This is a genomic window from Marinomonas sp. 63XJN7_7_ISO-PGPR-S23-202 (assembly GCF_056173505.1).
Genome location: NZ_CM149677.1, coordinates 1,137,619 through 1,152,541, shown reverse-complemented (window position 1 = coordinate 1,152,541; position 14,923 = coordinate 1,137,619). Strand labels below are relative to the sequence as shown.

Here is a 14,923-nt window from a genome sequence, read left to right as displayed (position 1 = left end):
CTACTTATTTTTTTCTGGACGCCAATGGAAGTGGGTGGTTACAGTTCGGCCACCATTTGAAAAACCGATTTCCTGACAGATCTGATGTAATAATGCCAAGCCGCGATTATAAGGCACATCAGTGGACCCTAAAGTAAAATCCAATGATTCATAATCAAAGCCTTTACCACTGTCTTCCACCTCTAAAATCAACTGCCCTAACTGCTTATCAGAGACAACTTTAGCAGAAATCTTCACAAAGCCATCTTGCAAAGAAGCTAATGCCTGTTCACGCTCTTTATAATAAACGGAAAAACCATCGAGAGTATTTTTCTTACTGGAATCCAAACCTAAAACACCATGCTCTAGCGCATTAGAATACAATTCCGATAATATCATAAACACTTGGCTAGAATAGCTACTCAGTCCCGGTACGGTGGTGATGATTTGCAAAACATAAGGCAGTGGATCCGTTGTTCTAAGAGACTCTGCACTGAGTTTATATTCAAACGAAAAATCAGCGGGTAAATCCACCAGACCAGCAAACTCTTGATCAGACAGAGAGTTTGCACCGATATAAGTATCAAGAGATATACCCAAGCAGGAAATATCGTCATGGGGGTTGTCTAACACTCCCTCAGCTTTTAAACGATCAATCAACCATTGAATACTGTCACTGGGCCTAACCTCTCCCTCGTAGAGCGGTTTTAGAACCGATTCACAAAACATTACCCCATGGCGATCAGCAGCCTCATAGACACCATCAGAGTAGGAAATAAGCGTGTCTCCAGGCACATAAGAGATCGGCTCAACGACACATTCAAATCGAGTAGGAGACACCGCGCCAAGAGGAAAGTTTTTAGAAATTAAGCGTCTTGGTTCCTTTTCCGATTGTGAAAAAAACAATAAATCCGGCAACCCGCCATTCCAAACTTCAACATTTTTTTCATTCGCTTTAATATCAATAAAGGCAGCGCTGCAAAACATATTCGCCGGCAAGATGCTTTTCAACCGGGCATTCATCTCCGGAATAATTTGTCGCATCAAAAAACCTTTTTTTGTCCAATCAAAGAAAATATCGGCGAGCGGCAATGCGCCAATCGCAGCGGATAAACCATGCCCTGTAAAATCCCCCAACAGTAAATGCATACCACCATTAGGTTTATAAGCCGCTAAAATCACATCACCGTTAAAGGTATGACTCGCATGATGATAAGTCGTTAGAGCAGGATCATTAAGACAGTTGGAGTGAGTGATATTTTCATAAATTTCTTTCGCCATTTCTTGTTCATGGACCAACTGTTCATTGTACCAAGCCATGGCATCACGCTGATCTTCTAGCGTTTTTTGCATTACTAACAAGCGCGCAATGGCATTAAGCTTTGCGGTTACCAGTGCTGGGTTATAAGGCTTGGCAATAAAGTCTGCCCCACCTACTTCGAGACAATTAGACAGCGCAACAGGGTCCGTCACACCCGAAAGAAATACAATAGGAATAAAACTATCTAGAGAGAGATTCTGAATTTCAACAGCGGCTTCCCAACCATTTTTATGCGGCATTCTGACATCTAAACAGACGAGTTGGATAACCGCTGGGTCAAAAAGGTCAACGGCCTCTTGCCCATCTTTGGCGACAATCACATGGTGACCAAACTGCTTAAGCATAGCGCCCAATAGCAGCCGATCGGATGGATTGTCGTCAGCAATTAAAATAGTTAAAGCGCTTTTCATACACTACTCAGACATATCGAACAAACGGTTGAAGTTTGCCATTTTCAATAAATCGTTAACCGCCTTTGAACTATTTGTTAAAGCAACATGAGCTTCTTCGCCACCAGCGTAGTCTCTTAACAAGAGCAACATCCCCAAAGCTGAACTGTCAAGATACTCCACATGCGAAAGATCCACTTCATAACTTTTGGCCCGGGGTGCCAAAACAAAAGCATCTCGAAAAACCTTATGGCAACTGTAATCAAAACGACCATTAACACGAATTACGAGATGTTCGACATTTGCATCAAATACATTTTCAACCACTATATACTCCTTGAGTTATAGCAATTGAAATCACTAGAACTCATCTATTTGGTCGCTATTATCATTCTTGGAAATCAAGCCAACCGGTGAGACCTCGCTTTGTTGATAAGAACGTTCTTTGTCTAATAAGACATGAATACGCTCTCCCAACTCAACTACCGATTGCTTTGCTCGTTCCAGCCTAGCCAATCCAACACTTCTATCTGCTGATAACAGAGACAGAGTTGAACCAACCATTTCCTTAATAGACTCAATATGTCTTTGAACCGTATCAATGTCGTGATTCAAGTCCATCGAAAAACGTCGACGCACCGCCTCACTTTCCCCTTCCGTTGCCGCTAAACTTGATAAGACACCGGCTCTAACTTCGTTAAGACAGCGATAGACCTCATCCAGCAACATAGCATCGCCCGCGATGTCTTTTTCTATCATCGTTAGCCTTTGCAACAGCAATTCATACCCGACTAATACGGAATCATGAATCTGCTCAGATAAATACGACATAGACCCCAGCTCATCAAGTAACTGCGAGTCTGGCAGTGCACGAACGGCCTCTTTTGACACCACCAAGACATCTTTGTCATAGGAATGATTGTCGTTTATTTCTGTATTTAAAAGGGTTTCGATTTGTTGTAGTTTAGTAATCTTGACCTTATCATCAGCTAGATTTTGTTTCTCTTGTGCACTCTCAAGTAAGGACAGCACCCTCAGTCTTACCCCTTCCAAATCATTAGAAAAAGCAGAAAAAGGTGAGTTTTCACGCAAAATGCGAATAGGCAAACTCCAAACATCTTGCCTCATTAGCTCGACACTTTTGCGAATAACCTCAATCTCAGCCGCCTCAGACAAAGAGGTTAGCGTCATCAAATAGTAATCAGAAACTTCCTGCTCTTCTTCAACATTCGCCTTGCCATCCCCAATGCGTTGAATATGAATAACATAATTCCCCTCAGCTAATAGCAAGCGCGTTTCACTTAGCCCTAATAACACACGGCTGGATAGTTGCTCGCCTAACGGACTGTCCAAGCCATCATCTATCTCAAAATACGCTTCAAACTTTTCAATATTGTTTTTCCATAGCGCCATCAGCCCCTGACTCACCCAAACAACATCCCCATTTTGCTTAGCAATTAGGAATGGAGCATTCAATTGACCGATTGCCAACTGAATCACATCCAAGCGGTCCTGCGCTGCTTGGTAATCAAACTCTCGCGACGACAGCTCATTATCCACAAGGCGTCCTATATCAGTAAATTCATCTATACGATGATAATTGACATCCTGCGTCAAACCGCCCTGCTTATGGTGCTCAATAACAAGCTGCAAGTGAGACAAACCTTTAGACAGTCGCCGAACAAAATAATACCCAAACAGAATAACAATAACGGCCAGCACACCAAACATGGCAAAAAGCAGCCAAGTCATTTTATGATTAAACACCGTATCGTTAAAATCCTCTGAAACCTCTACTTCCATCAATTTAATGTCAATACGGTTATTCTTTTTGATAATGTCATAAATATGAGAGCGCTCTTGAGCACTGATCGGAGCATTCTCTTTTACTTTCTTTTCAAGCTTTCTCAAAAAAGACAACACATCATCAACATTGAGATCAGACAGTTGATAGTCATCTTTTTTCAATACACTTAATTGCAAATTGATTTCAGAATATTCATTCAGTAGCGAATTATGTATCTCCTGGACAGAATGTACATTTTGCGGAGCGGTAATCTGACTATCACTAATAGAAAGCCACTCCAACCAATCAATTTCAGCATGATGAAGCCTATTTTCTAACGATAACAAATCATTATTATGTGAGGATCGCTGATCGGATCCAATATCCATAAACTTGTATAAACCAAAAGCGACAATAATCAACAACAAAACAATGCAAAAAAACCCTTTTTGCATCGCACTAACGAGCTGCGTTCTTGGCTGACTAAAAGGAGAATGTGGCTTTTTCATAATTCATTATTCCTTTGGTAAAGACAACGCAGGCCAAACAAAGGCAACAAAGTCATCAACGTTTCTTGTATTAAGAATATAGTCTTTATTATTTTTATTACTACAAAGAGTCACAACACAATCACTCTCTTTTCGTACTATAAAAGCAGTGACTTCTTCACATGTCTCTATTGATACCTTCTCATGCCATACACAGCTTTTCGTATCAATAACAAACCCACCTAAACCTTTTATCGCGATAGAGAAAGCCGCAGCTTGATCGCCTATCCCCCTAATAAAGCGCTGAAAATACTGTATACCATAAACCAATATCTCTCCTACTCTTTTACAAGCCTCATGGGGCAATATAGCTTGAACTAAGATCGCTTCAATCCAAATAGAAACGCCGGATACATTCAGTTGATAATAACCAGTTTTTTTCGTCTCTCTGACATCATTGTTTTTTGGGATAGCATGATTTACAAAAGACACATTTTCCATCAACCAGGGTTCTAAAAAAACGTCTCCATAGGTCGTAAACCAGATATTTTTCGCCGACTGCCCGATACAATCACAATGTCCACATACCGCTTCAGAAACCATCACTCTGGAACAAATGACCGCATGCATCTTTCCCCCTTGCAAAATCAAGATAACGTGTTCATGTTCCCCTAACACTTTATTTTGCTCGCTCATCCTATCCAATGCCGTATCAGCAAACACAACCTTTGCCACACAACCTTCTTGATAGGTATAACACCATTGATTTTCATGTTCATCTGCTTGGTATAGAGCCGAAGGCTCAAAAGAGTAAACGCCTTGACAGTCTTTTTGATCCAACACAAAAACATGATGTTTACTTTCTATCACATATACATTAGAAGAGAGCTGATCCTTCCCCAAATAAATAAGCTCATTGCGCTTATCCTGGCTCCACATGGATGACGGATCATTCCCTTCATCTTGAAAGCATGCCCAAAAAGCACCGGATATTCTTATTGGCGAGGCGGAAAGAGTAGGACTATCGAATGATATTGGATGCGCTAAATCAGCAAAGGGAACTCGACGAGAAGCTTGTTCAATATGCCCCACAAAGTTCACCGGAGAAAAACATTCAGCAAAAGCCTGATATACATTAGAATGAATCCACGTCGCTAAAGTATCCAAGACATAATAATGCTCTTGCCTTGGTAAGTAACTTGATAAAAAAAGGCTTGAATAAGTGGCACTAGGGAAAGTGATCGGCTGCACTGGATTCGTTTTTTTACTATCCGCTTCAACACTCAGGCGCCACGTAAAATCAGCATACTGCGACTGTAACCAAGCCATTGGCTGGGGCGTTCTCAGCTCAATAACGCCATTGAGCTCTTCTTGCAAAGGCACACTGTCGAGATGGAAAGTTACTTCACCAATTTGAGATAATAATTGCAATATTTTGTTTAATGGATAGCGAGAAGACTCCCTAAACTCAGTGTAATAGTGACATATTGGTGAATAAGCTCGGCGCTCAAGAGAAGCCTCTAATATCTGCCAACAAGTACGCTGCCGATCTAATAAAAACAGAGCTTGCTCGACATAATCCCCTTCAAGAGAAGACGCATAAATAACTTGCTCCAGTGCATCCGTTGCTTCAAAGAACGCCTGATACAGATCGGCATCGTAAACAACACCAAGACGAATCGAAGTTGACACAACCTCTTGCATTAACTCTAAACGCGCCATAAGAGAGGAGCGATTAGCATCCCGTTGTGCTTGCTGACAGAGCAGTGAAATGGCCTTTCCTATCGCCACCATTCCCTGCTTTGGTGAAGACGAATACAAATACAGTGCCGAAGAAAGGCTACTCAGAGAGGAAAGAACAGTAGACGTATGGTTTTCTAGCAGCATTCTTTAACCCCTCGCCCCTCTTTTCCTTTAAATATTCAATAGTTATTATCGAAAAAACGCCGTATAGAAAGCTCATCGTTTTGCTGCTGCTCTTTCCTATCTTCTTGCGCTTGTTCAATCTTCTTATATTTGTTCTTTAACCAATCCATACTTTGTGTTTTGACTTTTGCCGCCTGCCAACCCCGCATTGTCATATCGGCTTGCTGTTCAGATCGGCTTATGGCGGCTTCTTGTTGATGAATGGCCTGCTGAACACGATCCACAAAATGTTGATAGTTGGTCGTTAGATACGGACTTAACCCTAATAAGTTACGTTCTGACTCGTATTGGCCCGCATACTCTTTCAACTCGTTCAGCTTGTTTTTATCGTATTCTACCTTAGCCCTATCACTGGCAAGCTGCCTAGCAATGGCTTCCTCTTTTTGCTTAGCAAGATCAATTAAAAGCTGCATTCGTTGGGATTTACGCTTCATATACACTCTCTTCTAGGTTCAATCGCCCCATATTACATACTTCACAAATTCAGCGATGGCTCATCTTCGTCTTTTAGACGATAGCAATAAAGTAATAATGACAAACCATAGAAAAAAAGGGGATTTATTTGCACCTTTCATGACTATTCTCTATTAAATACTAGACGATATCAGGCTTCAATATATAAATTTCTCAGTAAAAGCCTGCTCTACAAGCACTCATTTACTCTTTTGTCATAGCGGCAACGAGAGCCTCTAGGCTTTCATCAATAGTGAATTTTTCGGTGAGAGATTGCTGAAGAAACGTTCTAATGTCTGGCATACGATAAATCGCTTGATCCAAATCTGGATCACTGCCCTGGTTATAAGCGCCAATGGCAATTAAATCCTGATTTTGCTGGTATTTTGAGTAAAGCTGCTTAATGCGCATTGCACCCTGTAAATGCGCCTCACTCACAATATTGGGCATGGCTCGAGAAATAGATGCCTCTATATCAATGGCAGGATAATGGCCTTCCTCTGCCAAACGACGTGACAAGACTAAGTGCCCATCCAGAATCGCACGAGCAGCGTCGGCAATGGGATCTTGCTGATCATCCCCTTCTGTTAAAACCGTATAAAAAGCCGTTATTGAGCCACTACCATCACGGCCATTTCCCGCCCGTTCGACCAGTTGAGGTAATTTCGAAAACACTGAGGGCGGATAGCCTTTGGTGGCGGGCGGCTCTCCGACCGATAATGCAATTTCTCGCTGAGCTTGAGCATATCGGGTCAATGAATCCATCAAAAGCAAAACACTTTTCCCTTGATCTCGGTAATATTCAGCAATACGCGTGGTAAGCATGGCTGCACGTAATCGCATCAACGCAGAATCATCTGCCGGAGAAGCAACGACAACAGAGCGAGCCAGTCCCTCTTCTCCCAAGATTTGTTCAATAAACTCCTTTACCTCTCGTCCCCGTTCACCAATCAGGCCAACAATGGTGATGTCTGCTTCAGTAAAGCGTGTCATCATACCTAATAACATACTTTTACCCACCCCACTGCCAGCAAACAATCCCAAGCGCTGCCCTTTACCCACCGTCAGCAAACTATTAATCGCTTTAATACCAACATCCAGTGGTTCACTAATCGGTTTACGCTGCAAAGGGTTGATAGCATCACACTGCAAACCAACCGTATCTTTGGCTTTCACTTCCCCTTTACCATCCAGCGGCTTCCCTAAACCATTAATCACACGCCCTAATAACTCTTCCCCAATTGGTAATTTCCCTTCTTCAAGCATCGGCCGGACACGCGCTCCAGGGGAAATACCATCAATGGCCTCAGTGGGCATTAAATAGGTTAGATTACCAGTAAAGCCAACCACTTCGGATTCAACCCATCGGTCTTTACGGACTTGAACTAAGCAACGATCGCCCAAAGCCACAATACAGCCTACTGCTTCCATTGTTAGCCCCACCATGCGCGTTACCTTCCCTTCCAACTGAGGGAGTAAAGAGGTAGATGAGATACTGAGTAGCTTTTGCAAGCGTTCTTCGAGAGTTGACACCAATAAGGCCTTATTGTTCGGAATCAGAAAGGTTGCGTAGCTCGTTACAGACGGCTTCTAAACGCTGTTCGACACGACCATCCACGTGAAATGACTTACAATCCAACACAAAGCTACCTTCGATCAGACTGGCATCAGGCTCAACTTGCAAGGCAAGACGACCCTCAACATCCAAAGATTCTAATACATCGATCGTATCAGGATGCAGTTTCAGACGTATACGCCCTTCAAATTCCCCCATTTCGTCAAAAATGCGGGCCAACTGATCTTTCAGAACATGACGTCCTTCTTCCTTCATTTGCGATAAGCAAATATTTTCAACCATTCGTACCATCGTTTTGTACAGCAGATCCTCAACACCAGCACGACTTTCTTCCAGAGGGTGGACAATTTCCTGAACCACATTGGCTAACACATTCTCTAACGCTTCTAGCTGTGTTTTAGCAAGATCTATAGCTTCAGAATGACCTTCTTCCTTACCTTTTTCAGTTCCTTTTTCAAATCCGGACTCAAAACCATTTATCTCGCCTTGTGCGCGACCATCTTCATAACCTTTCGCATGGCCTTCGGCCTCGCCTTGAATAAAACCTTCTTCGTAGGCTGCCGATCTTATCTCTTCCAACTGGGAGGCCGTCAGGGGCTCGTAGACCAAACTTTCTTGGTCCACTTCTTCCATCGTGACAGTTTCTTCTTTCTGAACAAGAATACCAGGTGAGAAAGCCTTTTTTTCTTGATTACTTTCTAAATGCGGCAACTCCCAACGCTCATAAGCGGTTAGCTTACTACGTTCGGAGTCATCCTTTTTTTTATCTGACATTACTTAATTAAACCATTTGCTCACCGCCGCCACCGAGCACGATTTCCCCGTTTTCAGCGAGACGTCTGGCAACGGCCAGAATTTCTTTTTGCGCAACTTCCACTTCGCTGACTCGAACAGGCCCTTTTGCCTCAAGGTCATCTTTAAGCATGTCCGCTGCACGAGATGACATATTTTTGAAGACCTTTTCTTGCATATCCGGATCAGCACCTTTGAGCGCTAAAATCAATGTTTCAGACTCTACTTCACGCAAAATCACCTGAATACCACGATCATCCACATCCAACAAATTGTCAAAGACAAACATAAGGTCCTGAATGGTATTCGCTAAGTCCTCATCCACATCCCGAATGGACTCCATCAACTCAGACTCAACGGAACTATCAATAAAGTTCATAATATTCGCAGCCGTACGAACCCCACCAATCGAAGTAGACTGAGTAGATTGGTTACCAGAAAATTGTCTTTCAAGAATATCATTCAGCTCTTGTAAAGCCGCTGGCTGTACGGTTTCCAGAGAGGCGACCCGTAATACAATATCCAGACGGACACGCTCATCAAAGTTCGCTAAAATATCCGCAGCTTGGTCAGGGTCCAAATAAGAGATAACAATGGCTTGAATCTGTGGATGCTCATAGCGAATCACATCGGCGACAGCACGGGGTTCCATCCACTTGAGTGTATCAAGACCTGTGGTGTTTCCGCCCAACAGTATACGATCAATCAAGCTACCCGCTTTCTCATCACCAAGGGCTTCTTTCAGCATATTTCGAATATAGCCATCGGCCCCCAAACCAAGGCCAGTTTGATCGCCAACCAAGACTAAAAAATCGTCTAATACTTTTTCTACTTGATGACGCTGCACATTGGAAAGCTGCGCCATCGTTTGACCAATACGTTGTACTTCCTTTGGTCCCATGTGCTTTAGAATTTGCGCAGCATCAGACTCACCCAACGACATCAAGAGGATGGCAGCTTTTTCTAAGGAGCTTAAATCAGTTTGCCCAGTATTGCTCATTTACCCTTCCATCACCCATTGTTTAACAACCTGCGCCACCCGCTCTGGCTCTTCAGCAATCAGGCCACGAATTGCGTTAATCTGACGATCAATCTTTTCTGGTGAACCTGGCACCATTACATCTTCAGCACTGACCAAAGACACTTGATCATCGGATATTTCATCGGTCTCATCGGAGAAAATATTTGCTTCGGTATCCTCCGCAACGGCGATCTTGTTTTGCTCGCTAAGCGATTTCAAAATTGGGCGAACCACCACCAATAATAACAATAGAACAAAAATCCCAACTAAGCTTGGCTTCAACAAATCCAAGAACCAAGTTTGCTTGTAAAAAGGCGGTTCTGGTGCGGGCTTTTCAGATTCAACGGGGGCAAACGGTGAATTAATCACACTGACACTGTCTCCTCTAGATGGATCATAACCTACCGCATCTCGAACCAAGAGCGTCAGACGCCCCAACTCTTCATCACTCCAAGGTGTTCTGACAACTTTATTCGTTTTGGGATCAATAGAGGTAATGTCATCAACTACAACGGCCACAGACAGACGTTTAATTTTCCCTTGCTGATGCTTGGTATAACTAATACTACGGTCGAGCTCAAAATTCCGCGTGGTCTCAACTTTAGACTGACCATCCGTCACCTTATTCGTTGTTGAAGCACCAACTGGCGCACCATTTTGATCAACCGTTTCCGGTGCTGACACCGCTCCTGGAGGCTGATTGCTCAACGCTCCCGGTATCCCACCGTTGGCCGCTCCCCCGGTTTTATTTTCTTTCAAGGTTTGTTCACTACGCAAAGCCAGCAAATCAGGATTGTATTGCTCCGCTGTTTGCTCAACGGCATTAAAATCCACATCCGCCGATACTTCGGCTTTAAAGTGGCCACTCCCGACTACCGGATCAAGAATACTATTGACTCGTTGCTGGAGTGCATCCTCCACTTTTCGAGTATATTCAAACTGCTTCCCTGCCACAGACAGATCCGATGAATTATCCTTTTCGGTTAACAGCGTACCTCGTTGATCCACCACGGTGACATTGTTATCAGTTAACTGGGAAATACTCGAAGACACCAAATTAACAATGGCCTCCACCTGACTGTGATCCAAACGACGACCAGGATAAAGCTCGACAAACACGGACGCTGTCGGCTTCCGTGTATCACGGACAAACACGGATTCTTTGGGAATAGCCAGGTGCACTCGCGCCGATTTGACACTTTGTAAGCTAGCAATGGTTTTACTTAACTCTCCCTCCAAGCCTCGCCGGTAACGAGCATTTTCAACAAACTGGGAGGTACCAAAACCTTGGTCTTTATCCATGATTTCCATACCGATATTTCTATCAGAGACAATACCAGAGCCCGCTAACTTAAGACGAGCTTGTTGATATTTATCAGATGCCACCAGCAAGGCACCCGTATTTTCGTCGATTTTGAAAGGGATATTATTAGAATTGAGGATATCTACGATTTGATTAGCATTATAATTTGTAATACTACTGAGAACTGGCTTGTAATCTGTTCCATTCGACCACAATACTGCCGCAAGCGCGATGGCAATAGACGCAGCAAGGCCGACCATTAATGCTAACTGTCTAATGACCGTTAGTTTATTAAAGCCTGTCAGAAGCTCAAGGTAGAGCTTTTGTTCTGATTGTTCTGCAGGGACATTATCCATTTAAAAGCGCCAAGCGATGCATCATACCTAAACAGGCATATTCATGATTTTTTCATACGCGTCGACCAATTTATTCCGTACTTGGGTCATAGCTTCAAATGAAACACTCGATTTTTGCAGACCTATCATCACTTGAGGCAAGTCTACCCCTTGGTCTCCTCGCTCATAAGCCTGAGTAAGATTCGACGCATTTTTCTGCAACTCATTCACATTATCGACTGCCGTTTTCAACATTTCTGCAAAATCTGGGCGCTCAACAACACTATCACCGTCCTGCTCCCCACCAATTTTGGAAATATTTGGCATGGATAAATCGGGTGATTGAACTTGCGCCTTCATCTCTCTCATTTGAGAAAGAACTTGATTAATGTCTGGTCTGTTCGTGACCATACTTCCCACCTACAAAAAACGTGTATATATAGCTTAGCATAACATTCATAAAACTTAGCATATACAGATTTAAAAGAAGACTCAAAAATCAATCTACATCAATACCACATTCTCGCATTTTTGCAATTTTATAGCGCAATGTTCTTGGACTGATACCCAATTTATCGGCGACAAGCTTGCGTTTTCCGTTCGCATCAATCAAAGCTTGCGCAATAATTCTAAATTCATGTTGCTGAACCCCTTTCCCTAAGATGGAAGCCGCACTATTTTCTTCTGGCTCTTCGTTGTCAGCACTGGTGGCAGGCGCCCCCATCATATCAAAAACAATATGATCCTCACGTATTTGGCCATTGGGACTCAAAATTAACGCCCTCTGAATCACATTATCCAGCTCGCGAACGTTACCCGGCCAAGGGTGTGCTTCAAGCTTACTTTGTGCCGAAGGTTTTAGTATCGCATTGGACACACGCATTTTTGCAGCATGCCTTTCTAATGAACTTTGCGCAATAGGCAAAATGTCTCCTTTACGCTCTCGAATAGGTAACCAACGCAAAGGAAAGACGTTCAGACGATAGTACAAATCTTCTCGAAACCCTCCTTCGCGAACATATTCCGCCAAATCCCGGTTAGTTGTAGCAATAATACGCACATCTAACGGTATGGCCTTTTTACCACCTAATCGCTCGACTTCTTGCTCCTGCAACACTCGCAAAATTTTCGCTTGTAAACCAATGTCCATTTCAGAGATTTCATCCAGCAGCAAGGTTCCTCCGTTAGCCTGCTCAAATTTACCCGCTTGAGACGATACCGCTCCCGTATAAGCCCCTTTTTCATAACCAAATAAAATCGCTTCCAGCATATTCTCAGGAATTGCCGCGCAGTTAATGGCCACAAAGGGGGCTTTATGACGACTGGACTCTTGGTGAATATAGTTCGCTAATACTTCTTTACCGGTTCCACTTTCACCACAAATAAGAACCGTTGAATCCGTCACCGCGACACGCTTTGCCAACTCCAACATGGCAATACTGGATGGATCTTTAGCAATAGGTTGATTTCCTTGCGCTACAACCTTTTTGACCGTGTATTTTTCAATCGCAGCCAGCAACTCGCTCTCTTGAAACGGCTTTAATAAATAGTCCACCGCCCCATCACGCATGGCCTCAACAGCATGGGCAATATCACCATAAGCTGTCATTAGCATAATAGGTAATTCTGGATAAGTATCAATCACATGGCGTAATAACTCATAACCATCCATGCCGGGTAAGTTAACATCAGATACCACCATATCAAAGGCGCTTTGCTTAAGGGCTACGACAGCGTCTTCCGCAGAGAAAACCAGCTTACATTGATAACCGGCTAACATAAGGGTATCTTCTAGTGCTTCCGCTAACCCTTTATCATCTTCAACAATCAGTAATTTCACATCAGACATATCACACCTTTATAAGAGGAAGTTGCAGTGTTGCCGTCGTCCCAACACCCTCTTTACTATCTATTTCAAAAATTCCATGATGTGCTCTGGCAATCGCCTTCACCACCATCAAACCTAACCCTGTGCCATGCTGCTTTGTGGTAACAAATCCTTCCTGAACATGCGCCAACTGTTCAGCAGACATACCTTTGCCACTATCAACAAACGAAAAACGCATCACATTATCATCACAATACCAATGAAGAAGGATATTAGTGCCCTCTGACTGAGCATCGATGGCGTTATTCAGCAAGTTTAGTAAAGCGCCTTTTAGGGTATCTTTATTACAGTGTATCCATACAGAGGCGTTATTGCCTTGCCCATCGACAATAAGTGTCATATTTTTTTGTTCACATAGCTCACGCCCTTCCGCAATCAACTCCTCAAGAAACACTTCCCCATTAACATGGTCGCTTAATTTAATGTCACTACGAGAGAAGATCAGCATATCGCGAATCTGGCGCTCAATATTGGCCAGACGATCTACCAATTTATCCGCAAAACGTTGGCGCATAATAGGGGATAAATCTGGTTTTTGCAGATGCCCTGCGTAAAGAGTAGCAGAAGAGAGAGGGGTACGAACTTGATGAGCCAACGCCGCCACCATTTTCCCCATTGTCGATAAGCGTTCATGATGTGTGAGCTTTTTTTGCAACAAATACGCTTCGGTCAAATCCACAAAAATCAATAACTGACCGGGAACATCGCCAAGCGATGCCGTTTCTACACGAACACGCCGACCTGATGTCATGCTCACCTCATGACCATCGTCTTTTTGAGGAGTGAAGCATATTGGTACAATATCAGACCAAGACTCCCCCACTAACGTCATATCAAAAAGCCCATCTGCTACAGGGTTCGCCATCACAATAATGCCTTCGGCATTAAGCAACAAAACACCCACAGGCATGGACTCAAAGAGTTGCTGGAACTGTTGAACCAACACACGATTTTTATCTTGTTCTTCTAGACGATCTTGCTCTGACTTTTCAAGTTGAGCAGACAATTGTTCAACTTGCTTTTGTAAATCCAAATAGGACTTAGCGAGGATCTCAGATGACTCAGAAAACGCATAAAAAGCAGCCTTTAACTCGGCGATTTCTTCATCCTTAGTCACTAAAACTCCGACTTATCAATATTGTAACGACGCATTTTTTCAATCAAGGTAGTACGTTGAATCTGCAAGTTTTGAGCGGCTTTTGACACCACACCTTGCGCAGACACCAACGCCTGACGAATCAACAAGGCTTCTAAATGACGGACGTGTAAATTCAAGTTCACCCCAGATGGCTGTGGCATACGGCGCCTTTGCTGAATTTCTTTAAGAACACTCCATAAAGTTTGGGAACGCCACGGTAAAGGACAAAACCATATATTGTCTTGGGGTATTATAGACAAAGCCTCACTTAGAGACACAATAGAAATGGACTCATCTAACTCAATTGACTCAATAGATTGACCTATCACAACAAAATCAGGCAACTGAAACGCCGTAAAAGAGGCACTGTGCTCAATGCCGATAAACGTCAGCACACTTGATACAGACATCAACTCTTCATCATCTAACCCACATAACCAGGCCTTCACGTTGCTACCCTCTGTTAATACAATAAGATGTGCGACACACCTCTTAATCTAAATAATGCGAATTTTATCTGAAGTTTCA

Annotated in this window: 13 protein-coding genes; all 13 read right to left on the bottom strand. The window is 43.2% G+C overall.

Features of this window, described 5'->3' with window-relative positions; translation table 11 throughout:
• The 13 genes from AC0VYG_RS05200 to AC0VYG_RS05140 all read right to left on the bottom strand — a co-directional run bounded on the left by AC0VYG_RS05200 (nt 1) and on the right by AC0VYG_RS05140 (nt 14,844).
• Entirely contained in the window at nt 1-1,710 is a 1,710-nt protein-coding gene (locus AC0VYG_RS05200; RefSeq protein ID WP_475431276.1) for an ATP-binding SpoIIE family protein phosphatase, read from the bottom strand.
• A 3-nt stretch (nt 1,711-1,713) separates the two neighbouring features.
• The gene (locus AC0VYG_RS05195) at nt 1,714-2,016 is read right to left on the bottom strand and encodes an STAS domain-containing protein (protein ID WP_199476916.1); all 303 of its coding nucleotides are present in this window, start codon (nt 2,014-2,016) and stop codon (nt 1,714-1,716) included.
• A gap of 33 nt (nt 2,017-2,049) precedes the next feature.
• A complete protein-coding gene (locus AC0VYG_RS05190) occupies nt 2,050-3,984 on the bottom strand; it encodes a hypothetical protein (RefSeq protein ID WP_475431275.1) in 1,935 nt (644 codons plus the stop codon).
• Between the two features lie 6 nt (nt 3,985-3,990).
• The gene (locus AC0VYG_RS05185) at nt 3,991-5,850 is read right to left on the bottom strand and encodes a hypothetical protein (protein WP_475431274.1); all 1,860 of its coding nucleotides are present in this window, start codon (nt 5,848-5,850) and stop codon (nt 3,991-3,993) included.
• Between the two features lie 35 nt (nt 5,851-5,885).
• Nucleotides 5,886-6,323 carry a flagellar export protein FliJ gene (fliJ, locus tag AC0VYG_RS05180; protein WP_475431273.1) on the bottom strand — a complete coding sequence of 146 codons (438 nt, stop codon included), beginning with the start codon at nt 6,321-6,323 and terminating at the stop codon, nt 5,886-5,888.
• Between the two features lie 223 nt (nt 6,324-6,546).
• The gene (fliI, locus tag AC0VYG_RS05175; protein ID WP_475431272.1) at nt 6,547-7,875 is read right to left on the bottom strand and encodes a flagellar protein export ATPase FliI; all 1,329 of its coding nucleotides are present in this window, start codon (nt 7,873-7,875) and stop codon (nt 6,547-6,549) included.
• 10 nt (nt 7,876-7,885) lie between these two features.
• The gene (locus tag AC0VYG_RS05170) at nt 7,886-8,692 is read right to left on the bottom strand and encodes a FliH/SctL family protein (RefSeq protein WP_475431271.1); all 807 of its coding nucleotides are present in this window, start codon (nt 8,690-8,692) and stop codon (nt 7,886-7,888) included.
• Between the two features lie 7 nt (nt 8,693-8,699).
• Complete coding sequence (gene fliG / locus AC0VYG_RS05165; RefSeq protein ID WP_067016909.1) at nt 8,700-9,710, bottom strand: flagellar motor switch protein FliG; 1,011 nt, start codon at nt 9,708-9,710, stop codon at nt 8,700-8,702.
• Nucleotides 9,711-11,390 carry a flagellar basal-body MS-ring/collar protein FliF gene (gene fliF, locus AC0VYG_RS05160; RefSeq protein ID WP_475431270.1) on the bottom strand — a complete coding sequence of 560 codons (1,680 nt, stop codon included), beginning with the start codon at nt 11,388-11,390 and terminating at the stop codon, nt 9,711-9,713.
• Between the two features lie 27 nt (nt 11,391-11,417).
• Complete coding sequence (gene fliE / locus AC0VYG_RS05155) at nt 11,418-11,780, bottom strand: flagellar hook-basal body complex protein FliE (protein WP_475431269.1); 363 nt, start codon at nt 11,778-11,780, stop codon at nt 11,418-11,420.
• Nucleotides 11,781-11,868: 88 nt separating this feature from the next.
• Complete coding sequence (locus AC0VYG_RS05150) at nt 11,869-13,218, bottom strand: sigma-54-dependent transcriptional regulator (protein ID WP_475431268.1); 1,350 nt, start codon at nt 13,216-13,218, stop codon at nt 11,869-11,871.
• A gap of 1 nt (nt 13,219) precedes the next feature.
• Nucleotides 13,220-14,374 carry a sensor histidine kinase gene (locus tag AC0VYG_RS05145; protein WP_475431267.1) on the bottom strand — a complete coding sequence of 385 codons (1,155 nt, stop codon included), beginning with the start codon at nt 14,372-14,374 and terminating at the stop codon, nt 13,220-13,222.
• Nucleotides 14,374-14,844, bottom strand: coding sequence for a helix-turn-helix domain-containing protein (locus tag AC0VYG_RS05140; RefSeq protein ID WP_475431266.1), 471 nt, complete (start codon nt 14,842-14,844; stop codon nt 14,374-14,376). Before AC0VYG_RS05140 ends, AC0VYG_RS05145 begins: the two co-directional genes overlap by 1 nt.
• Nucleotides 14,845-14,923 lie beyond the last annotated feature (79 nt).

Coding starts and splice junctions, on each gene's coding strand:
- AC0VYG_RS05150 (WP_475431268.1), bottom strand. CDS start 13,218: ATGTCTGATGTGAAATTACTGATTGTTGAAGATGATAAAGGGTTAGCG.
- fliE (WP_475431269.1), bottom strand. CDS start 11,780: ATGGTCACGAACAGACCAGACATTAATCAAGTTCTTTCTCAAATGAGA.
- AC0VYG_RS05170 (WP_475431271.1), bottom strand. CDS start 8,692: ATGTCAGATAAAAAAAAGGATGACTCCGAACGTAGTAAGCTAACCGCT.
- AC0VYG_RS05185 (WP_475431274.1), bottom strand. CDS start 5,850: ATGCTGCTAGAAAACCATACGTCTACTGTTCTTTCCTCTCTGAGTAGC.
- fliF (WP_475431270.1), bottom strand. CDS start 11,390: ATGGATAATGTCCCTGCAGAACAATCAGAACAAAAGCTCTACCTTGAG.
- AC0VYG_RS05200 (WP_475431276.1), bottom strand. CDS start 1,710: ATGAAAAGCGCTTTAACTATTTTAATTGCTGACGACAATCCATCCGAT.
- fliG (WP_067016909.1), bottom strand. CDS start 9,710: ATGAGCAATACTGGGCAAACTGATTTAAGCTCCTTAGAAAAAGCTGCC.
- AC0VYG_RS05190 (WP_475431275.1), bottom strand. CDS start 3,984: ATGAAAAAGCCACATTCTCCTTTTAGTCAGCCAAGAACGCAGCTCGTT.
- fliJ (WP_475431273.1), bottom strand. CDS start 6,323: ATGAAGCGTAAATCCCAACGAATGCAGCTTTTAATTGATCTTGCTAAG.